A 20,583-nucleotide genomic window follows, 5' to 3' on the forward strand; every position below is an offset into this window, starting at 1 on the left:
TCCTGTTGGGCTTGGGGATTTGGAATAGCGGAATTCCGAGGCATTGGGGTAATGACCAGCAAGATTATCGTGCCAAATATCGCCGGAGAGGGCGAAGTCGTAGAGGCGAGCGCAGCCCGATCCGTTGGTCAAGGGGCCGTGATCGCACTTTTAAAATTCGGCTCGAAAGAAGTCGACATCATTGCTCCCGCCACAGGAAAATTGGCGTGGATCATTAATAAAAACGACATTGCTTTTGGCGGGGCCTTGATCGGCTATATAAAAGCTGACACAGCTCTTTCGGCAGAAATGTTCGATATTCCTCGCTATCGTATTGAGGACGCATCGGGTGAAGCTGCTAAATCTGCTGGATTCATTGCCGACCGCTTCAGTCGATGCCTGTCCATGATTGCCGACATGTCGAGCTGCTCCACCCTGGAGGCGCTGGAAACGAATGTCGGTGAATTCGAATCGTCCTTCGTGGAGGTGATGGAAGCCCTGTCGGCATACCAATCGATCCGTCGATCTGCCGAGGTCTCCCTCTACGAAGCCGTGCAGGGTTTTGACCCGATTATCACCCAGATGCAGGATATCATTCGGCAGTTTAATGCGCCACGCTGGGCAGAAATGGTTCGGGAGGGGACCGCGCTGGCGACCTTCCGACCAACGACACCGTCTGAGCGAAGGGAATTCGCCCTGGCTAATAAAAAGCGGTTTGCTGCTCTGGATCATGAAGAACGGACGAGTTTCGATCGATTTGAGATGTCCGTGCGGAAGTTCGCGGCAACTCGTCGAAAGGAACTTGTCTTGCCGCCGCCACCTCCTGTTCCAGCCGCCGACCAAAAGCAGGCGGTAGCCGAGCCGAAAGAAGTCGTCAAGGAACCGCGCCATCCACCAAAAGGTCTGTTGCGAGGTGACGATATTATTCCCCACAACAGAAATAATACTTGATGCGGAGATGGTTCAGAATAGGAAGGGGATTGATATGGGGGCCGTAAATATCCTGGTCACCTATGCCAGCGGACGCCCCGCATCAGGTGTCAAGGTCGTTGGGGAGGTTGGCGGGATGCTTGGTGGAATGACTGCAAAACTGTCGACGAATGCCGACGGTCATGCCTGTCTGACCTGGAAGTCCAACACATCGTCGTTGGCCAACGTCTATATCGACGGACGGAAGCACTCCGGCCCCTTCAGATCCGGTGAAACTTATGCATTCTCGGTGCGGTAGCCCGGATCATGACGGACACTTCCCCCCACCTGTGGATCCGCCGACGCATCAGCCCCGTTACCGTGCTTGGGCCCGGCAAAAGGGCCGGCATCTGGGTACAGGGCTGCTCCCGTGGCTGTCCCGGCTGTATTGTGCCGGATTCGTGGCCGACTGATGGGGGGGAGGTCATGCCGGTCGCCGAGTTGGCGGATTGGGTACTGCAACAAGATAGTATCGACGGGATCACCCTGTCTGGCGGCGAGCCCATGGATCAAGCCGCGGAATTGGCGGAACTGGTGCAGATGATCCGGTCAAAGCGTGATCTCGGGGTCTTATGTTACACGGGATACCAATTGGAACGCCTTGGCAGCGTAGCGCACCAAGCGCTAATCGATCAGATCGATTTGCTGATCGACGGCCCCTATGTCCAGGAACTCCATGGCGACCTGTTGTGGCGTGGATCCTCCAATCAGCGCCTTCATCTGCTGACCGACCGCTACAAAATTGAAGTGGCGCAACGGCTGATCGATGCTGATCGGTCGGCGGGATTGGAATTCCGGTTCGAAGAGGATGGAACCCCCATATTTATCGGGGTTCCGCCTGCGCCGGATTTCGCGCAAACTCTGGCTCAACGTCTTGGGCAAAAAGGCATTCTTCTGGAAAGGCGGGTTTCCTCATGAGCGATAGTCCGAAGCACAGCCCGGTTCGACTTGATCCGCAGCGTCTTGAACGTCTGGAACGGGAACGCAAGGCCCGCGCAGAAGCCGAGGCCAAGGCCCGCCGCGAGCGTGAGGCTGCGGAACGCAAACGTCGCGAGGAGGAAGCGCGCAAGCGCCGCGAGGAAGAAGCCCGCAAGGAGGCTCAGCGCCGATTGGATCAGGCCCGCTCTGACGTCAAGGGGCGGTTGGATGGGGTTGACCGAATGGCCCGCAATCAAGCCGCATCCATGGCGGCGGAAGACGTCAATCGCCTTTCGGCGGCATCCGCAGCATTGGCGGGCCGGATCGCCTCGGCCACGGATGTCGGTCGGGTCGCAGCACTGCAAAAAGAGGTAGAGGCCCTTTCGTCGGACATTGTCGCCGCCATCGAACGCAAGCAACGTGATGACGTCGAACGCCAAAGAATTCGGGATCTGGCTGCGTTGGGCGGACGAATGGCCGCCGTACACAACGTGCTTGCCGCCGAATTGACTGAGGATCGCTCAAAATTTGATGCGGCCGGACTCCGTGCCCTGGAGGACGCGTTGAGCAACGCCGGTCGCCTGCGTGATGCCGGCGACCCCGCCAGCCTGCGCCCCCTGGTGGACCGCCTGGAGAAAGAAGCCGCCCGCCATGTCGAGACCGTTGGCAAGGCACGCGCTGAATGGCATGCCCGGCGACAGGCGGCGGCTGAGGTTGCGGGCGAGGTTGGCGCATTCCTTGGGGGCTTGAAGGCTGATGATGTGCTGATGCGCTGGTGCGGCTCATCTGTCGAGCAATTGGTAAGCCGTGGCGCTGAAGCCGAACAAGCGATCACGGATGAACGGTTCGACCGACCGATGGAAGTGCTGACTCAGGTTCGCGCCGATGCCGAAAGTCTGGTGGTCCGCGCCAACGAGGCGCAGCTAAAGGCCGACCAGCGTGACTACATCGTCAACAGCATGATGGATGTGCTGTCCGGCATGGGCTTCGTTGTCGGCGCACCGCAGGAGGAACATCCCGGCCACCCGGCTTCGGCCCACATCCTGGTTGCCCAGGGCGCCTCGGGGCGCGGCTTCTCGGTTAGTGTGCCTGTCGAAGGCGACATCATGTATGACGTGGATGGTTTCGAGATGACCGCCGAGGAGACCGGCGGCGGCATGGTGCGCACCTGCGATGAAGCCGAAGACGTGCTGGAAGACATGAAGAACCGCATGGCCGAAGCCTTTGGCATTGTCACCGGCGAACTGACGTGGGACGGCAAGCCGCCGGAGCGTATCAGCAAGTCGGCGAAGGATCTGCCAAAGGGGGACGGAAAGCTTTTCCAGCGATAGCGTCGGCCTTGCCGTTTTATCACGGCAGGTCGCGGACAACGCGGAAACCGATATCCGGTGCCCGTAGGTCGGGGGGCGCCATATAACGAACGGCGGCACGAAGGAATGGGGCGTTGTTGGCGAATGACGCCCCCCGTACAACCCGAGGACACGATGTCGATGCGCTAACCGCCGAGCCATCGGTGGGGGCCTTGCCAAGGTCTTCGAGGTAACAATCCTGCGTCCACTGCATGACGTTGCCAATCATCTGTCGCAGGCCAAATTGGTTTGGTCTGAACTGGTCCGCATCAGCCGGGGCTGTGTACATATAGTTGTCGATGCAGCTTATGGGGGTGCCTCTATTGTGCTGAGCTGCGGTTCCGTCAAATATATTCGCAAAAAGGCAGGTGGCGGCTTCGTTGTCGACATTCCCCCAGAATCGCCATTCCGTGTGATCGCCGCCGCGAGCCGCATATTCCCATTCGGCCTCGGTTGGCAGACGATACCGTCCTTTGCCGTTTCGATCTCCTGCCGTAACAGCAGTTAATCCGGAAACAAACTCATTGGCGTCATTCCAGTTGATGCAGACCACCGGGTGGTCGTCGTTCTGCACCCATCCGGGGAACCACCAGCCTCTCCCATCCTTGTTTTGCTCATCGTTTTCGCCGCATCCCCTCATGGCCGTGCCCGAGAATCTGAAAAGCCGAGTCCATTCCCCCCTGGTCGCCGTTGCTCTGGCCATTGCGAACGGCTTGGCGATCGTCACGCGCCGCCGGACGACCTCTCGTTTCAGCCAGTCCCCCTCCATTCCTTTCCGCGCCGCCCAGGCTCGCTCTTCTTTCGTTGACCCCATCCAGAACGACCCGGCGGGAATCGTCACCATCTCGGGACAGTCGGGACAATCCTTGAATACGGAGCCGGCCTGCATCCATGTCCCGGATATCATGGTTATGCCGGGAGGCGCATCGGCGGCATCTATCGGGGACGAAGGAGTAAACGACGCATCGCCAATGGCCGTGTGCATCCAGTCCAAGGGCGACCGGTGCCCAGATCGGCCATCCACGATGATGTAAATTCCCGCAACCGTGGCAACCGTCAGTGAAAGGGCCGCCCCGAAAGCCGCCCGCTGCCAGCGCCGCTCACCCCATCGCCCCATGATCGCCGCCCGAGCCGCCCGGGCGTTCGACATCAGCCAGTCCGAATGGAGCGCTGGGGTTTCTGCCGCCGCAGACTGGCGCTCCGGTTCTCGAAAATCAGCCAGAGTGTTCAATATCTGCTTCGCCGACCATCGGCTCTTCGGGTCCTTCTCCAGGCAGCCTGGAATGATGCGATCAAAGGGCGCCGGCAGATTCACGTCGTCGTGGGGAAATGACGCATGCAGGATTTCCTGCTTCCTCGCGTCCCTGTCCGACAGGCCATCGCCGAATGGCAGCCTGCCGGTCAAAACTTCATAGATCGTACACCCCAAGGCCCAGATATCGCTTTCGGGCAGCACGGTCTTTTCGAACATTTCCGGTGCCATATAGGCAATCGTGCCAAAGGGCTCGATGGAAACGGCCATTCCGCGCCCGACCGCGACGCGGGCCATGCCAAGATCGCCCAATTTCCATCGGTCCTGCGCGGCAAACCACAGCAGATTTGACGGATTGATGTCGCAGTGGATGACGGGATGATCTTGATCATGAAGAAAATTCAACGCCGCACAAAGGTCTTCGATCATCTGAACCAATTCACCAACCTGCCCCCCTTGCGATCCATACAAGGCATGCTGTTCCAGGTCGCTGTCGGCAAGTTCCAACTCAAGGAACAACCCCTGCTTCGTCCCAAGACTGACGCCGCCACAGCCTTGATCCGGGGTTGCGACGATATGGTCGTGTCGGACCCTGGCTTGGATTTGCAGTTCGTTGAGTTTGCGCCCCAAATCGGCCGCCTGGGCGGTCTTGACCGCGTCATCGGCGCCGGCATCGAAATTGATGCAGAAGATCTTGACCGCAACCTCACCTTCCCAAGCGTCCGCCTTGATCCGGTCGGCACGGTACACCGCGCCAAAGCCACCCGCACCCAGCAACTTGGTCAGGATATATTGAACGCCGCCGTTTCCGGGGAACGTTAGCCCTTCAAGGCTTTTCCTGAAGACGTCTTGGTTAATGTCGTGCGAAGGCATTGTGCGTAATGCGGACTATTCCGATGGTGATTTTGAAAGTTGCGCGACGACAGTCTCGGCACTCGGTCGCTGTTGGTATTTCTTGACCAGGCAGGCCGCGACGATCTGGCCGCCGATAACCGGGCGGGAGGTGAACACGCCACCGATGGCGCTCTCGGCGAGCAGGACATCAAGCCGATAGGAATCGTCGATGATCTGGCCGACGAGATCGGGGCATAAAACCATGGTGTGCTCCTAACGTTACGAGTTCGTTTTCCTGGTTTGATTGCCTGGGTCAGATGGGGGACTCGTAAATAGGTCAAACTTTATAATCCTTGAAATAATTCTTATCTTCGTTATGGCAGTGTCCTCGCAAGACGAAATCCTATAAAACTTTCTCTCTGGCCAAGGCCAATTAAAGCATCAGTACCTGGTGTTCTGTTACCGGAATCAAACACCCATGAACCACCCTTTCCTGGAGCGCCGCATGGCTCAGTGAAGGCTTCTCCACCACGCACACATCCAGCCAACAGCTGGTATACATTCCCGACCATGTCGTATAATCCAAAAGGATTGGGGGGAAAGTTTCCTACAGGGGTTGTCTTATCCTTGTCAAAATTTGCTTGATTTTGGTTAATGGTCTCGCCTGTGTAATATCTTGTCGTTGTTCCCGCTTTGGCTGCATATTCCCATTCGATCTCGGTTGGCAGACGATAATGTTTCCCGGTTTTATTCGATATCCACGATGCGTAGTTATTTGCATCTTCTGTACTCACATTGATGACAGGTTGAGTTCCACGCCCCCAGCCTTCATCTCCTGGGCGGTAACCTTTACAGCCGCCATCAGCTACGCACGCGTCCCATTGCGCAAACGTGACGTCAAATTTCCCCAACGCAAATTGGTTGTCAATGGTGACCAGATGCTTCCGTCGGTTCCCGGACTCGTCATCGTCCGGGGCATTCATCCAGAAGCTGCCCGCAGGAATCACCACCATTTCGGGTAGCCCTGGGGCGTCCCGGAACACCGAGCCTGGTTGCATCCACTGACCCGAGACCACAACCACCCCAGGAGGAGGTGGTGGGGCGGAAGGCGAGCTACCTTCTGGCTGTCGTAGGTTGCAAATCCCTCCAGACGAAATTATCCGCTTGCAGACCCCTCGCGCTTCATATTCACTCATTCCTACAATGGTTTTCTTGAAGTAACTTGCAGAATTGAACTTAACTTCTTTAATTTTTACAGTAATATATGGACGAGCCAACTTGGCTGAAATGATATCTTCCCTCTCAGTGTTAGCATATTTTGTTGCGATATCTAATTTTTGTTCCGTGCCAATGTCTATTGACCAGCCATGAAGTCTGTCAGTTTCCGACGATGTTAGCCCTGATGAGCCCCCCGCCCCTTGACGGCCCGCCGCCTCAATCAGGGCGTTAAGGTCAGCCCAGTCCGCACCAGACAACGTGCCGCCTGTTTTTTCGTCTACGATGGCCTGCCGACGCTTTTGCGCCTCGATCCGCAGCCAATGATCGTCCGTCGATAAGGGATTGTCCTCGGCATACTCGGCCAGGAATCGGTCCCAGGCTTGGCGCCGGTTGGCCGCGGTGCCGGTGACCGCCGCCGCCGCGTCAAAGGCCTGCTTCATACGCGACTGCCAAGCACTCCAATTCTGTTGCCTTACTTCTTGTATTCTTTTTTCCTCACTAACATCATGACGCCAAACCAATAGGGATATACCACCCAGAATTATCATAACCCCCAACGCCCCCAACCAACCGGCGGATCGGGACGTGCTCCCAGTTGCATTCGGTGAGGATGGCGCAGGACGAACGGGACGTTCCGGGGCGGGCACGGTTTCCGGCTTCACCCGCTCGGTCAGCGCGTCCACCACCTGTTGCGCCGTCCACCGCTTCTTGCGATCCGCCTCCAGACAGCCGGCGACGACACGGTCGAACGGCGCCGGCAGCGAGGACGGAGGCACATCCGGCCGACCGCGCCAGATCTTTTCCGTCGCTTCGCCCTCACTGTTCCCGGAAAAGGCCAGACGCCCGGACAGGATTTCCGCCAAGGTGCAGCCCAGCGACCACACATCCCATTTGGGTGAGACGATCACCTTGGGATGATCGCGGGAGGGGAAAGCCTCGGGCGGCATGTAGACCAGGGTGCCGCGTGTCCAGTCGGACCGCCGGTAGCTGCCTTCCTCGACCGTGCTGACCAGGCCGAAATCCGACAGCTTCCAGACTTCCTCGCCGTCCTGGATCACCCGCAACACATTGCCTGGCTTCAGATCCTGATGAACCATGCGCTTGCGCTCATCCAACCAGGCCAGGGCCTGGGCGATGTGGCTGCCAACCTGTCGGGCCAGGGCAAGACGGGTGGGCGATCCGGGATTTTCGGTCCGAAGGCTGTTCAGCCGATCCTCCAGGCTGTCTTGGGCCAGTTCCATCACCAGGGTCAAAACTGAAGTCGCGGGAAAAGCGCCTCTACCGTCCAGTGTGTCGCATTCGTAAACATCGCGGCACCGGATGATATGGGGATGTTCCAATCCCGGCAGTTTGAGCAATTCATCCAATTGGCGGCGGCGAAAATCCGGGCTGCCCTGCGGTAGGATCAGCTTGACGGCATCGACTCGATCGATCCGGCTGCCCGCCAGTTCCTTGCCGCCGCGATAGACGGCGCCGAAAGTGCCGCGCCCGATATAGCGCTGAAGACGATAGCCGCTTTCCAGGCTGCGTCCTTCTTGCGCTTTGAAAATCGGCGTCAGGTCAATGTCCATCCCCGCCCCCCGTAACAGCCACCGCCACCACGGTGATGTTGTCCGCCCCCCCGGTCTCCAGCGCCGCGTCGATGGCCGCCCGCACCAGCGCCCGCGGATCGTGACGGAGGTCCTGCACCAGGTCCGCCAAGGCCGCCGGCCGCACCTCGCCGCACAGCCCGTCGGTGCACAGCAGGAACAGGTCGCCCGCTTCCACCGGCAGGAACGGCGATGTTTTCGTGCTGTCGAATTTGGGCGCGATGGACAGCCGCGCCTGCGGCCCGCCGCCAAAGCACGAGGTAATGGCCGAGCGCAGGCCGTGGCCGAAAGCTTCCTCGGGGGTGAACTCGCCCAATTCGATCATGGTCTGCAGCATGGAATGGTCGCGGGTGCGGTAAGGGGTGCCGCCGTCGCCGGGAAAGCGATAAAGCGGGCTGTCCCCGGCCCACAGATGCAGGCACTCGCCGGCCGCGAAACTGGCGAACACCCCGGTGGCACCCATGGCGAACAGGCCCATGTCCTGGCGGATGCGATCCATCATCGCCGGTTCGATCCGATCCAGGCAGCCGCGCAGGGCGTCGTAGCGAATCTGCCGGTCCTGCGCTGCCAGGTCAGGGCCAACGCAATCGGTCAACGTCTCGACCACAATCCGCGAGGCGACCTCGCCCCCTGCGGTGCCCCCCATACCGTCGGACACCACGATCAGCAATCCGGCCTCATCAGGCAACGGCACGACACGGAAGGCATCCTCATTGCCCTCGCGCACCAGTCCCACATGAGTGGCAGCGGCCCAGTGCAGCGTCAGTGGCCCGAAGGGGATGGAACCGGCCTTGATCACCATGGCAATGCCTTCGCGAAATTGGAGGACAGGCGCAGCCAGAACCATTCCGGCCCATAGGCGCCGCGATAGGCCAGGGCCAGCACGAAACCCAGGCACAGCAGTGTGATCCCCGGCAGGAAGGCCAGGGCGAAGGGAAAGCCGACCTTTTGCAGGTCGGTCTGGCCGGGATGGGTCTCGCGCAAGGTCGCCGCCAGATGCCAGGCCAGGGAGAAGCCGACGGCGGCAATGCCGAACGGCCGCAACGATGACGGCAGCAGCATGGCGATGATGCCCGCCACCAAGGGTACAGTGGGGAAAAAATAGGGAGAGATGGTGACCAGCCAATTTCCGCTGCCGCTATAGCTCATTACCCCGCCGTTGCCGTCGGTGGCCTGGATCGAGCGCACCGGATGGAGCGTCAGCAGGGCGAACAGGATGTGGGTCATCTCGTGCTCGAAGGTGGCCCAGAAGCCAAGGCTGGGGATACGGCGGCGCAGCAGCACCGGCAGGGCGAACAAAGCCGCGCCGGCCAGGAAGGCGATCCCTCGGTTGTGATTGAGCCAGAACGGCTTCACCGCTTCGACCAGCGTGGCAAAGGCCGGCATCAGCACAAGCATCGAGCCGAATGCCGCCGGCCATTTCAGGGCGTTGACCGCCCGATCGACATGGAAATGGGCGGGCAACGACATGGGCTATTTCTTTCCCGACAGGCCGGACCAGAACCCGTCCAGCGCCGCACGCACCCGGGTCGAGCCTTCATCCAGCATCCGCTTGCCCGATTCGGCCAAAGCCTCGGCCTTGCGGCGGCGCTGGAAGGACTCCATCCAGTCCGCCGCCTGCATCTGCGCCTCGGCGATCTGCGCCGTCCCCATCTTCTCCTCGACCCTCTCCAGCCGCTTGCGCGCCGCCGAGCGGATGTCGTCCCCAACCGCACCTTTGGACGACAAAGCCAGAGCGAGATTGTAATGCTGGTGGGCCTTGGACCAGGATTGCGGGACGCCAAGCCCCTTCTCGTGGACCGTGCCCAGGGCCAGGTGAGCCTCGGGGTCGCCCTGTTCTGCACGCTGCTGGAACAGCCTCAAATCATCCGCCGAAACCGAGGTGATGCCGGGATCGACCAGATCACCTAGCCAATCCAACAGCCCGGCACGGGCCGGCCCAGCGGTGACGGCAATGACCATCGCCACGATTAGCGTCGTAACTTTTCCCCGTTTCATGCCCCCCCCCCAGCCATTTGCACGCAACTTTGTTTCTGGCATATTCGCAAGAGAGGGTAGGGCTGTCGAGAGTTGTGGCGTTCATAAGGGGATGAAAAATGCTGAGGCCGGGCGACAATCTGGAGAATTACCGCATCCAGGCCAAACTTGGCGGTGGCGGGTTTTCCGAGACCTATAAGGCCATCGATCTGACCTTGGGGCTGGAGGTGGTGATCAAGGAATTGGCCCCCGGCGACTTCGCCGAGCACCAGGGGCGGCAAGTAGTGCCGAAGCAGGGCAAGGAAGAGACTTTCGCCCACTGCCTGAAGAAGTTCCTGCGCGAGGGGCAGACCCTGGCCCAACTGGCGGGAAAGCCCAACGTGGTGCGGGTGTTGCGCCACATCGAGGCCAACGGCACCGCCTATCTGGTGCTGGAGTACATCTCTGGGAGAACCCTGGCTGATCTTGCCGGGGAACGCGGCGGACGTCTGTCCGAAAAGCATCTGGCCCCGTTGTTGGCGGGACTCCTCGACGGCCTGGAGGCCGTTCACGCCAAGGACCTGCTGCATCTCGATATCAAGCCGGAAAACATCATGATCCGCGAGGACTGCGCCGTGCCGGTGCTGATTGATTTCGGCTTGGTGCGCGAATTCGGCAGCCAAACCCGGCTTGCCGCAGGAACACCGCCATTCATGCCGCCAGAACAGGGGGCCAGAAGTGTTGGCCCGTGGTCGGATCTGTATGCCTTGGCGGTGACCCTCTACAGCCTGATCATCGGTGGACCGATCCCCACCGCCAACGAGCGTTGGGATTGTGTCCAGAACGACGAGGAAGATCCGTTGGTCTCGGCGGAACAGGCCGGACGGGGCCTGTTGTCCTCGGCGTGGCGGGATTCCCTGGATTGGGCGCTGCAATTGCCGCGCGGCAAACGGCCACAGAGCGTACAGGAATGGAGGGAACGGCTGGCCCCTCAAGGAGAGGCATCCTCTGGCGCCTGTTCCGCCGTGAGTGATACCATTGTGGCCACCAGTGAAAGTCGCGCCTCCATTGATGGAGAATCCAGGGTGGATCGCATGAAGGCGGCTCTAAAAAAATTTGAGGGCCGAGTTAAGGAAATGGATGAAATGTCTGATGCCCTTTATCGTCATATGGGCGGGGGTGTGTTGGAAGGCTCCTTCCTGCAAAAACTAGAGACACGATCAGCGTTGGTGCGCGAATATTCAAAAAATGAAAAGATGAAGATGGAAGCGCTAGGAGACGCGCTTGCGGCACAAGTTGATATAGTCAATAGACGAAAGGAGTTAAAAGAATATCAGAAACGCGTGATGAACTATATCGATGATGAAGATAAATAGGTCGTGAGCGGATCGGAATTGTTCTTGAAAATTTGAGAAGTTCATTGTTCGCGCACCCGAGCGACAGAGGCGGTCGACAGTTGGCTGCCTGGACACATTCTTTCCCGGGTCGGTCCTGGTGCCATGCCCTCTCCGTTTCTGTCGGCGGCCATCCGACTGGTCTTGAGATTCAATGGCACAGAGGAACGGCCAAGAATGCTGCCGGATCTCGATCATATTCGGGCGCTGGTTGAATTTGCAGCGTCCTGGGATCAAGCATCGCCATTGATGGCCCATTGCGAAGCAGGCATCAGCCGGAGCGGGGCAACGGCTTTCGTCCTCTGCCAGACTAACCCTGGACGCGAAGCCGAGGTGGCTGATCTGCTCGCCCGCGCCCCTCATCTGTTGCCCAATCAGAGGATGATTGCCCTGGTTGATTGTTTGCTGGGCTGCGATGGCCGCATGATTGCCGCCAGCGATTGGCAGGTCGGAATGGTGCCGGAGGACAATCTTCCGATCTGTGCGCTTCCTGCCATCCTGCCAACGGAATGAACATTGCCGTGGGGGGAGTCTATCCTGCATTCTGCCCTCTGGAGACTGGGCTCCATCAAGCGCCGGCACCGTCAGAGGGAACGGAGGCGGCAGCGGCGGCAAGCCGAGGACGGAGGCGGGAAACGCGGCGAATCCGTTTGGCGCCCGCCAAAACCACGAAAAGCGGCCGACCAGGGTTTCCCCCGGTCGGCCGCATGATGCCATTTCCGATCTGTTCTATTTGCCGATAGGCGGCGCCTGCGCCAGCAGGGTGCGGGTCTGCTCCGAATCCGCCGAGCCACCGAACTCGAAATCGAAGGCGGTGGCGAACTTGCCCGCCAGCAGGGTCACCACCGAGATGATGCAGCCGCCGACGGCGGTGTTGCCGTCGACGTGGCCGAACACCATGAAGGCGATGCCGCCGACGATACCCGCCCCCGCCGTCACCAGCAGGACGTTGGCGCGGATGTTGCTGCGCCCCGCCCTGATGAACTCGGTGTCGCGGGCGCGGGCATTCTGGCGGTCGCCCAGGGTGGCGGTCAGGGTGGTGACGGCGTTGGCCATTTCCTGCATCCGCTCCTCGTGAGCGAAGGCCTGGGCCTGGGAGCGAAGCTGGAACACCAAATTGGGATCGGCCAGTGCCTCGCGGGCCTGGGCGGGGTCATCGGTGCCGGTGACGGCGCGGACGGTGTCGGCCAGCTTGCTCACCACCTTCTCGGCATCGTCGCCAAACAGGCTGGCAATGTCGGGGGCGACGTCCAACGCCACCTTAGCCAGCCCCACCACGGGATTGGCGGCGATGACGGCGGTATCGCCGAGCAGATCGAGCAGCTTCATGATCAGGCACTCCCCAAGCCCATGCCGATACCGGCCAGAATCACCTCGCGGGCATAGGGCTGCTGGCCGTTTTCATGGCGGATGATGGCCTCCACCAAATCGGCCATGGTCTCCGGCCGGGTGACGTCGATGGCCTGGTCGGGCGTTACGCCGAGGCGGGAGGCGACATGGGCGATGTAGGATCCCGTGTTGTTCTCGCAGCCCGGCGCCCAGCGATTGATGATGCCGGCAACGGTGTTCAGGCCGTAGCGGCGCTGATAGCCGACCAGGATGCGGGCCAGCGCCCGGATACCCGCCTCGGGGCTGATGAATTCCTCGAACACCGGATCGTCATCGGTGGCTCTCTCGCCCTGCCATTGGGTCTTGTCGCCGGGCGATTCCTTGATGTTGCCGGGGTTGTTCAGGCGGATACCGCGCGGCACCGTGCAGTCCTTGGTCATGGGCTTTCTCCAACGAAAAAAGCCGCTCATTGAGAGCGGCCTGGGGAATGGGAAATGGAAACCGGCTAATTCACATGCACCCGCGCATCCTCGGCGACGGCGGAGATTTCCACCTGTTCGCCACGGGGGCGGATGCCGAGAATACGGGCGGATTGCGCCCAGGTCTGGCCGGGGCCGAAGCTGAAATACGTCCGCTCCTCGGCGCCGCCGACATAGGGGGTGACGGTCAGGGGATCGAGGACGTGGACTTTGGCTGGATCGTCCGGGACGGCCTCGACCTGGAATGGCCCGGCCAGCCCGCCGTCGCGGCGGCGGAGCGCCAGATAGTGCGTAGTTCCCGCCGTCCATTCCAGCGGCTCCGACAACGTCAGCACGTCGCCCTGGTGGCCGGTCACCTCGCCGCCCTGACCCCAGCGGGGCATGTCGTGGGTAACCGCGACCAGATCGCCGTAGGTGGGGATCATGCCTTCCAGCTCGGTGCGGAAAGTGACCAGACGGCGGCGGTAGCGGTTGTTGGCGGCGATATAGAGGCCTTCCCGTAGGGCATGATCCTTGGCGGTGCAGCCGAACAGGTTGACCTTGGCAGGGTTGTCGCCCTGGCTGTCGGCCAGCTTGGCCGTGGTCTCGTCGGGCTTCCAGGTGCGCGACGAGAAATACTCCACCGTCACCGCGTCGGCGGTGTCGTCGCCCGGCATGACGTATTTGATCTTAAACGAGCCCTTGACGATGTTGCGCGGCCCGAACATGGCCACCGGCATGGTCTGGGGCGCGTCGCGGATGATGCGGACGATGCCGCCCTGCTGGATGGGCACAGCGCGGCCGCAGCGGGCGATTCGGGTCAGCGCTTCCCACACCGTCATGCTGGTGTCGAACACCGCGTCGAAGGTATCGCCGCGGGCCGCCCAAACGGCATCCAGGGTGGCCAGCGTCTTGAGGTCGATGCGGCTGTCGGCCAGCTTGGCGCCATACTCCGCCTTGCAGGCATCGGCGAAGGCCCAGGCGATGGACCGGGTCGGCTGGGGTGCCGACCAGCCACCGGTCGCCGACCACACCGGCAGCTTGCGGGTGGCGATGACGTTGATCATGCGCGAGGAGCGCTGCGACAGGTTGTCGGTGGCCCGCATCTTCACCGCCAGCAGAGTGACGGCGCCGAAATCGGGCTGGCCGGTGAGGTAAGCGCGTAGAGCTCCCCAGCGGATCTCGTGCCCGGCCCGTTCGGCGGTATCCTTGGTGTCGAGGCGCTTGAGGCGGACCTCGTAACGGCCCGGACTGACCGAATAGCGGAAGGACAGACGGATAGCGCTGTTGGTGGCGGCGGTATGGGACGACTGGGCCAGAACCGCCCAGCCGCCAATGGCGCCTCCCTCGGCATCGACAGCCCGCGTTTCGACCTGCCACTGGACGGTGCGGCTATCGAGGCTGCCGCCGTCATTGGCGTAATAGAGGCCACGCGGCATCACCACGTCGATGCCCAACGCTCCCGCCGAGGTGTCCACCGGATTAGCGGCGAACGGGCCGATATATCCGTCGTCACCGGATTGCACCAGATTGGGGGCGACCAGTTCCTGGCCAGCCACCTCGGCTGCGGTGACCACGTCGGGCTCGAATAGGGTTACCCGGCCGCTGGGCGGCACGATCTGGGTCTGAACCTCCTCGAACGAGGAGATGGGGGTGTCCTCGATGCGGATCTGCTCGACCGCATACTCGCCCTGGCCGATGACGTGGAGTTGATACAGGTACTGCTCGTTGCCGACGTAATCCTGGTAGGGCTCCGAGGCGAGGTCGGGGTAGATCAGGTGGCGGCCATAGATCACCGGGATCGGCTGGCCCAATCGACCCTGATTGCCTTGAGCCTGGATTGAATAGGTCGGGCTGGGAGCCGGGGCGCTGCCGCTGCCTCCCCAGTTGAGCGATGGCATGGAGGGCTTGGGCGCCGGAATCACCGTGTTGATCAGCATCGAGCCTGCCAGGGCGATGCCTGCGGTGGCCATGGCGGCGGCGCTGCCGGCGGCGGTATATCCCATGGCCACCGCCGCCATGGGCCCCAGATAGATGGCGGCCACCATCACCGCGATGGTGAGAACGATCCGCATGGGGTTCTTGCCGCCTCCACCACCGCCTCCGCCGCCCTGGGGCCAGCGAATGACGGTGACGACCTCGCCGTCGATGATGGTCCGGACGGCATAGATGCCGACCGGCACCGTCATGCCGCCGATCAGGATCTCCGGCCCGTCGGGCCAGCAATCCTCGGCGATGCCGCAAGCCTGCAACAGGCCGCCCACAGTGATCCCGGAATCCACCGCATGCACCGAGCGGCTGGTCACCGGCTCGAACGGATTGGTGACGATGACGACGGATGCGGTCATGGCGAGAACCGGTAGAAGCCTTCGATGGCCCAGCCGTTGAGCGAGATCGCATCCGAACGCTGGAACACCACCCCGGCACCCTCGGCGCAGTGCAGGACGCCGCCGTCATCCACATCGAGCCAGACGCCCACATGTATGGGATTGCGGGACCGGCGCAGCAGGACGCAGTCGCCTTCCGCAGGAGGATCAACCTTGGACCAGCGTTGCCGCTCGGGGTGGTCGCGGAAGGTACGGCCCATGACCAGCATGTCTTCGGGATTGCCGATCTCGGGCAGCAGACGGCCAAAATGCCGCGCCTGCACCATGCGGACGAATTCCCAGCAATTGAACGAGTCCGGCCCGCTGCCATGGACGGACCACGGCAGGCCGATATAAGCGGCAGCCCAATGCATGATGCCCTCGAAGGAATGGGGTCCAGGGACGAGTCCCTGGCAGGTGCAGGGCAGCGCCCTGCGAGGATCACCGCGCCAGGCCGGGAAACCGCCGGGCGGTATAGGTGATGGAGGGGAAGGACTTGTTCCCCGCATCCAACATGCGGGCTCGGCCCGTGACCCTCATGGTGTCGGCCTCGACATCGGTCAGGGTCATGGTGATGGGCGGGTCCATATGGGGGCCGTTGAGATCGGTGGAGAGGTAGGGCCGCCAGGTGATCTCGATCACCTGCTGGCTGACGGCGGCGCCCTCAAGGGCATCGGTGATGTCGCTGCCGACATTGTCGAGGGTGACGGTGATTTCCGGCACCGGGGCGGTATCCACGGGCGGCGGCGAGAACTCGAAAGCCAGCGCGGCGAAGGTTACCCGCTTGCCGCCGTCGCGGGGAGCGCCAGCCTCCAGCCGGGCGGTGAGGTCGGCATGATCGCGGACCACCCGGATGGGCTGGTCGAAGGTCGGATGCCAGATCTCCAACGTGTCGAGGATCACCGTCCCGGCCGGAGCAGACGCAAACGCTTCCTTCAGCGCCTGCGACAATGCCGGATCAGGCATCGTGCCGGTCCTCGCCATAGGGGCACAGGGTGCGGGCTTCCAGCAGCAGGCGGATCTGATGGACGATCTCGGACAAGCCCTCGACCGCCGAGCGCAGGGCCTCGGTCTGGCGGGCCTGTTCCTCGACCACATGGGCGAATGCCTCGATGGGGACACCGGATGCATCCGGCGCTCCCTGCTTCCTCGACCATGCCCAGGCGACGATGGCGATGATGATCACCGTGGCGGCGATGGCGGCGATCTGGACCATGGGGGCGGCTTGCCCCCACGCGCCCACATACTGGGTGGCGACGCCCGCCCAGATGTCCGGGGATTGTTCGGTCATGGCGTTGAATTCCGGGGCGGTGGAGGGATTTACCAGGAGAAGCTCAGGATCTCGTCCTGGGTGGCGAGTTTGGCGATGGTGGCTTCGGCCTCGTTGCTCGCCTGCCGAATGACCTCGCGCTCGGCATAGACCTCCTGGAGGCTCTTGGTGCCGTTCAGGGCATCCCGCTCACGGGCGCGTTCGACCTTCCAGTCCAGAGTAGCGATCCGCTGCGCGGCTTCGGTCTTGACCCGCCGAACCAGGGCGGTTCTGGCCGCCTGGAGTTCTCCGGCCTGCCTCTCGACGACGCGCGCCGCATCAATCTCGCGGACCTCGTCGTCGGTGACGCCGTCATAGCGGTCGATGACCTTGCCATCGACGAGTTGGAAGCGGTGGCCCAGGGTCGAGTCCACCGGCAGGTCGTGATCACCCTCGGGACCGATGACGCCCCAGTCATTGCCGTGGGGGAAACTGATTTTGCCGGCCATGATCAATTCCCTCCGATGATCGGGACGATGTAGGGGTAGTTGGTCGAGTGGTAGGCGCTGTCGAAGATGTAGACGTTGAAGCCCGGCACCTTGGCACTCATGTCGCCCTTGTCGGCGACGGCCTGGAACACCGTCCTGGTATCGATGTGCGACATGTAGATGCCGTAGCCGCTGTCGGAATTCGGGCTGTAGGACACCATGAAATCGCTGTCGCGGATGGGGGCGAACGACCGCCCATAGCCGGAATCCTGGTATTGCAGGAAGGCGTATTTCCCGTCGGAGACCCGGATCAGGAAAACCTCGGCCCCGGCGCCATAGTAGTAATAGGGCTGGTAGCAGATGACGTATTTGCCGTCGTTGGAGATCTGGAAACGGATGCCGTTGCGATCCCCGGATTCCATGCCGTAGGTCGTGGTGGTGCTCAGCGTATGGGTGGCTTCCTTCGTGTAGCTCCCGGCCCCGTTCGGCGTGAAGCGGTCCAGCATGCAGTAATTGTTGGGCTCCATGCGGACGACGATGATCTTGCCGTCGTCGCAAGGGATGACGATGGCGCGATAGAGGCTCTCGGCATACCCCGCCGAATTGGCCGTCCAGTCGTAGACGGTGTGTTTGGCCTCGTTGAGGTTGTTGAACCAGGCCCGGCGATTGCTGTCGGAAATGTCGAAGGGCGGGACGCTGGAATAGACGTGCAGCCTCATGGAGGTGCCGCCATTCCTGTTCTCGTTGATCACCAGCGTGCCGGTCTTTTCGTTGTAGCCGATCATGCCGTACTTGCTGTAGGTCCCGAAATTGTTCTGGGCGTAGAACTTGGTGTTGGTCCAGGCCAGGTGCCAGCCTTCGGTACCGGTCAGGCGACCGGGCGCGATGGCGCGTGGCGCMACGCCCGCGTATTGGTTCTCCATGAACAGGGCGAGGTTCTTGTTGGTCTTGTTGTTGACCCAGACACCGACATTCCTCAGCGCCGTGCCGGCATAGGGGCTGGGACGGCCGATCATCGAACCGTCGGGGCCGATGCCAAGGGCGATGTGGCCGAGATGCCCGCACCGCGCCGTGCCGTCGCCATAGGAGGTGTCGGTCGACGAGATGTTCGAGTTCGTCTGGCCGTAGGAATACCAGTTGTTGAAGAACTCGGTGCCCAGGCTGCTGGTGCTGCCCTGCATGTAGCCGCTGTCATTGTAATGCTGGCGGCAAAGCTCCTGGAGATAGTGGTTGTAGACCACCGTGCCCCAGGGTGCCGAACTGCTCATGGTGACCACGGCGAAGGCCGGGCGCTTCCAGGGATCGAGCAGATCGCTGTCAATACGGCGCTGGTACTGCTTCAGCGCGTTGAACGTCAGGATATCCATCGTCAAACCTCCGTGATGGTGGCGATCTGGCCGTCGGGCGTATAGGTGAAGCTGTAGGCGCGAGTGTAGGTGATGCCACCGAGGGTCAGTTTCTCGGCATAGCCCGCCATGGTCCCGTCATCGTTGTAGGTGATGCCGTTGATCAGACGCGGGCCCTGGCGGATCGATGCGGCCCGTCCGGCAACGTCGTAGACGATGTCGCCCGCGACGATACCCCCCGTGAACAGGGCGGCGTTGGCGGCACTGACCGAATACCCGGCATTGGTTCCGAGGTAATTGGCGAGATTGACCTGAAACTCGGCCATCTGATTGTTGATGCGGGTTTCGATCCCGTTGGAGAACGTCTCGATCTTGGCAATGGCGGCGTTCAGGCCGGCAATCACCGTGCCGTTGATGAAGCCGGTGGCCGTGGACAGCCAGAGCGTGTTGATGTGATCCTTCAGGGCCTGGGCGACGGCATTGAGCCGGGCCGGGATTTCGCGGGCCTTGGAATTGCTGAAGATGCCGACATTGTCGGAGAACGCCGCGAAGGGAGCGGCATTGGGGATCGGGGTGATGGTCAGGGGCATGGGATCAGGTCTCCGCGTAGAAGGTTTCGAGGACGCAATCGCCGAAGGATTCCAGGCTGCGCTCGCCGACCATCACGGCGCCGGTGACATCCATGTTCCGGTCATCGCGATTGAGCAGCATCCACCGCACCTCCCCGCCATGGGGGATGTCGCCCAGCCTGGACGCTCGGGTGAGCATGAGGATGGCCTCGCCGCTTAAATCCGGGGCGTAGAGCCCTGCCGCCTTGGCCGCCACCTTGCGCAACAGGGCGTCGTAGGCATCGGTGTCCTGGACGGTCTCGATCAACTCGATGGCCTTTACCATCAGGGCGAAATCGTCCATCCGCAGGTTGGGATCATCGAGCTTGGCTGAGATGGTGGCGAAGGCGTTGTCCTGGGCGGATTTGAGCGTCAGGTAATGGGCAAGGGTGGTCATGGGCTTCCCTTCAGAACAACTGGATGCCGAGCGTCCGGTAATCCGAGCCCCTGCGGGCGGAAACGATCAGCGTCGTGATATCCAGGCCGGTGGCTTCGGCGACGATGGTTGCGGCCGCCTCGGCGGCCACGGCGAAGCTCTCGGCCTGTCCGGCCCAGAAGGCGCCGTCGGTTTCGGATTGCGCTGCTGCCGTGGCCGAGCCTGTGGCGGCGACTTCCGAGGCGTGGGCCTGGGCCGCTGAGGCGGTAGCGCTGGCCTCGGCATGGACTGCCAAAGCAGAGGAGGCCGCCGCCCGCTGCTCGGACAAATCCACCGCTTCCGCACTCGACCGGGCGGCGGCTTCGCTGGTATTGGCAGCGATGGCCGATGCATTGGCTGCCGATGCAGATGCCCCGGCATCGATTGCCGCCTGCACGGCGACGGCCTTCGCCGCCACCGTGGCTGTCCGGGCCTGTTCCGCCTGGGCGGCTGCATTCTCCGCCGCTTGCCGGGATGCCTGTGCCGCGAGTGCGCTGGTATTGGCTGCCGCGGCATTACCGGATGCGGATGACGCGCTGGCGGCGGCATGCGTTTCCGACTGACGGGCGGCCTGGGCGTTGGCCGAGATGGCCGCCTCGCTCGTCTCCGCSGTATCGGCGCTTTGGACGGCAAGCGTCGCGCTGGCTGCCGCCGCCGCGACCTTCTGGTCCAGGGTTTCCAGGCCGGACTGAAGCAGGGTGTCGATATCGGCGATGGCCTTGGCCACCGTCTTGACCGCCCCGCCCTCGGTGACGACCTGGGACTCGGTCCCGCTGGCAGGACCATGCACCACCTTGTGCAGCAGGGTACTGTCCGCGGTCACCTTGGCGATGGCGGCGGCAAGATCGGTTTGCAGGGTCATGGAC

General features: G+C 61.9%; 22 protein-coding genes. 5 read left to right on the forward strand and 17 right to left on the reverse strand.

Features of this window, described 5'->3' with window-relative positions; all coding sequences use genetic code 11:
- Positions 1-51: 51 nt before the first annotated feature.
- The 3 genes from CP958_RS07190 (at position 52) to CP958_RS26295 (ending at position 3,197) form a co-directional block, all read left to right on the forward strand.
- The gene (locus CP958_RS07190) at positions 52-930 is read left to right on the forward strand and encodes a hypothetical protein (RefSeq protein ID WP_096701301.1); all 879 of its coding nucleotides are present in this window, start codon (positions 52-54) and stop codon (positions 928-930) included.
- Positions 931-1,215: 285 nt separating this feature from the next.
- Entirely contained in the window at positions 1,216-1,866 is a 651-nt protein-coding gene (locus tag CP958_RS07195; protein WP_096701302.1) for a 4Fe-4S single cluster domain-containing protein, read from the forward strand.
- Entirely contained in the window at positions 1,863-3,197 is a 1,335-nt protein-coding gene (locus CP958_RS26295) for a hypothetical protein (RefSeq protein ID WP_170958880.1), read from the forward strand. Before CP958_RS07195 ends, CP958_RS26295 begins: the two co-directional genes overlap by 4 nt.
- Positions 3,198-3,216: 19 nt before the next feature.
- On the opposite strand, the gene CP958_RS07210 is transcribed toward CP958_RS26295, so the two are convergent.
- The 6 genes from CP958_RS07210 to CP958_RS07235 form a co-directional block, all read right to left on the reverse strand.
- A complete protein-coding gene (locus CP958_RS07210) occupies positions 3,217-5,340 on the reverse strand; it encodes a bifunctional serine/threonine-protein kinase/formylglycine-generating enzyme family protein (RefSeq protein ID WP_096701305.1) in 2,124 nt (707 codons plus the stop codon).
- 15 nt (positions 5,341-5,355) lie between these two features.
- Complete coding sequence (locus tag CP958_RS25840) at positions 5,356-5,565, reverse strand: hypothetical protein (RefSeq protein ID WP_141400453.1); 210 nt, start codon at positions 5,563-5,565, stop codon at positions 5,356-5,358.
- A gap of 110 nt (positions 5,566-5,675) precedes the next feature.
- Positions 5,676-8,090, reverse strand: a complete 2,415-nt coding sequence (locus CP958_RS07220) for a bifunctional serine/threonine-protein kinase/formylglycine-generating enzyme family protein (RefSeq protein WP_096701307.1) — start codon at positions 8,088-8,090, stop codon at positions 5,676-5,678.
- Entirely contained in the window at positions 8,080-8,910 is an 831-nt protein-coding gene (locus CP958_RS07225) for a PP2C family serine/threonine-protein phosphatase (RefSeq protein WP_170958881.1), read from the reverse strand. Before CP958_RS07225 ends, CP958_RS07220 begins: the two co-directional genes overlap by 11 nt.
- On the reverse strand, positions 8,904-9,578 hold the full coding sequence (locus CP958_RS07230) for a M50 family metallopeptidase (protein WP_096701309.1): 675 nt from the start codon (positions 9,576-9,578) through the stop codon (positions 8,904-8,906). Before CP958_RS07230 ends, CP958_RS07225 begins: the two co-directional genes overlap by 7 nt.
- Before the next feature lie 3 nt (positions 9,579-9,581).
- Complete coding sequence (locus CP958_RS07235; RefSeq protein WP_141400454.1) at positions 9,582-10,076, reverse strand: SEL1-like repeat protein; 495 nt, start codon at positions 10,074-10,076, stop codon at positions 9,582-9,584.
- A gap of 128 nt (positions 10,077-10,204) precedes the next feature.
- Here CP958_RS07235 and CP958_RS07240 point away from each other — a divergent pair, with 128 nt between their 5' ends.
- On the forward strand, positions 10,205-11,440 hold the full coding sequence (locus CP958_RS07240) for a serine/threonine-protein kinase (protein ID WP_096701311.1): 1,236 nt from the start codon (positions 10,205-10,207) through the stop codon (positions 11,438-11,440).
- Between the two features lie 195 nt (positions 11,441-11,635).
- Positions 11,636-11,971, forward strand: a complete 336-nt coding sequence (locus CP958_RS07245) for a hypothetical protein (RefSeq protein WP_141400455.1) — start codon at positions 11,636-11,638, stop codon at positions 11,969-11,971.
- A gap of 216 nt (positions 11,972-12,187) precedes the next feature.
- Here CP958_RS07245 and CP958_RS07250 read toward each other — a convergent pair whose 3' ends face one another.
- The 11 genes from CP958_RS07250 to CP958_RS07300 all read right to left on the reverse strand — a co-directional run bounded on the left by CP958_RS07250 (position 12,188) and on the right by CP958_RS07300 (position 20,579).
- Positions 12,188-12,787, reverse strand: a complete 600-nt coding sequence (locus CP958_RS07250; protein WP_096701313.1) for a hypothetical protein — start codon at positions 12,785-12,787, stop codon at positions 12,188-12,190.
- Between the two features lie 2 nt (positions 12,788-12,789).
- A complete protein-coding gene (locus CP958_RS07255) occupies positions 12,790-13,227 on the reverse strand; it encodes a structural protein (protein WP_096701314.1) in 438 nt (145 codons plus the stop codon).
- A gap of 65 nt (positions 13,228-13,292) precedes the next feature.
- The gene (locus CP958_RS07260; RefSeq protein ID WP_096701315.1) at positions 13,293-15,593 is read right to left on the reverse strand and encodes a host specificity factor TipJ family phage tail protein; all 2,301 of its coding nucleotides are present in this window, start codon (positions 15,591-15,593) and stop codon (positions 13,293-13,295) included.
- On the reverse strand, positions 15,590-15,985 hold the full coding sequence (locus tag CP958_RS07265; protein WP_096701316.1) for an NlpC/P60 family protein: 396 nt from the start codon (positions 15,983-15,985) through the stop codon (positions 15,590-15,592). The genes CP958_RS07260 and CP958_RS07265 overlap by 4 nt, the downstream gene beginning before the upstream one ends.
- Before the next feature lie 67 nt (positions 15,986-16,052).
- Positions 16,053-16,577 carry a DUF1833 domain-containing protein gene (locus CP958_RS07270; RefSeq protein ID WP_096701317.1) on the reverse strand — a complete coding sequence of 175 codons (525 nt, stop codon included), beginning with the start codon at positions 16,575-16,577 and terminating at the stop codon, positions 16,053-16,055.
- Positions 16,570-16,902, reverse strand: coding sequence for a hypothetical protein (locus CP958_RS07275; protein ID WP_096701318.1), 333 nt, complete (start codon positions 16,900-16,902; stop codon positions 16,570-16,572). The genes CP958_RS07270 and CP958_RS07275 overlap by 8 nt, the downstream gene beginning before the upstream one ends.
- Positions 16,903-16,931: 29 nt before the next feature.
- Entirely contained in the window at positions 16,932-17,369 is a 438-nt protein-coding gene (locus CP958_RS07280) for a hypothetical protein (RefSeq protein WP_096701319.1), read from the reverse strand.
- A 2-nt stretch (positions 17,370-17,371) separates the two neighbouring features.
- On the reverse strand, positions 17,372-18,715 hold the full coding sequence (locus tag CP958_RS07285; RefSeq protein WP_096701320.1) for a hypothetical protein: 1,344 nt from the start codon (positions 18,713-18,715) through the stop codon (positions 17,372-17,374).
- Positions 18,716-18,717: 2 nt separating this feature from the next.
- Positions 18,718-19,284, reverse strand: a complete 567-nt coding sequence (locus CP958_RS07290; protein WP_096701321.1) for a hypothetical protein — start codon at positions 19,282-19,284, stop codon at positions 18,718-18,720.
- Between the two features lie 4 nt (positions 19,285-19,288).
- Positions 19,289-19,699, reverse strand: coding sequence for a hypothetical protein (locus CP958_RS07295; RefSeq protein ID WP_096701322.1), 411 nt, complete (start codon positions 19,697-19,699; stop codon positions 19,289-19,291).
- Positions 19,700-19,709: 10 nt separating this feature from the next.
- Positions 19,710-20,579, reverse strand: a complete 870-nt coding sequence (locus tag CP958_RS07300; RefSeq protein ID WP_096701323.1) for a hypothetical protein — start codon at positions 20,577-20,579, stop codon at positions 19,710-19,712.
- Positions 20,580-20,583: the final 4 nt, after the last annotated feature.

The sequence above is a fragment of the Magnetospirillum sp. 15-1 genome, from assembly GCF_900184795.1.
Lineage (GTDB): Bacteria > Pseudomonadota > Alphaproteobacteria > Rhodospirillales > Magnetospirillaceae > Phaeospirillum.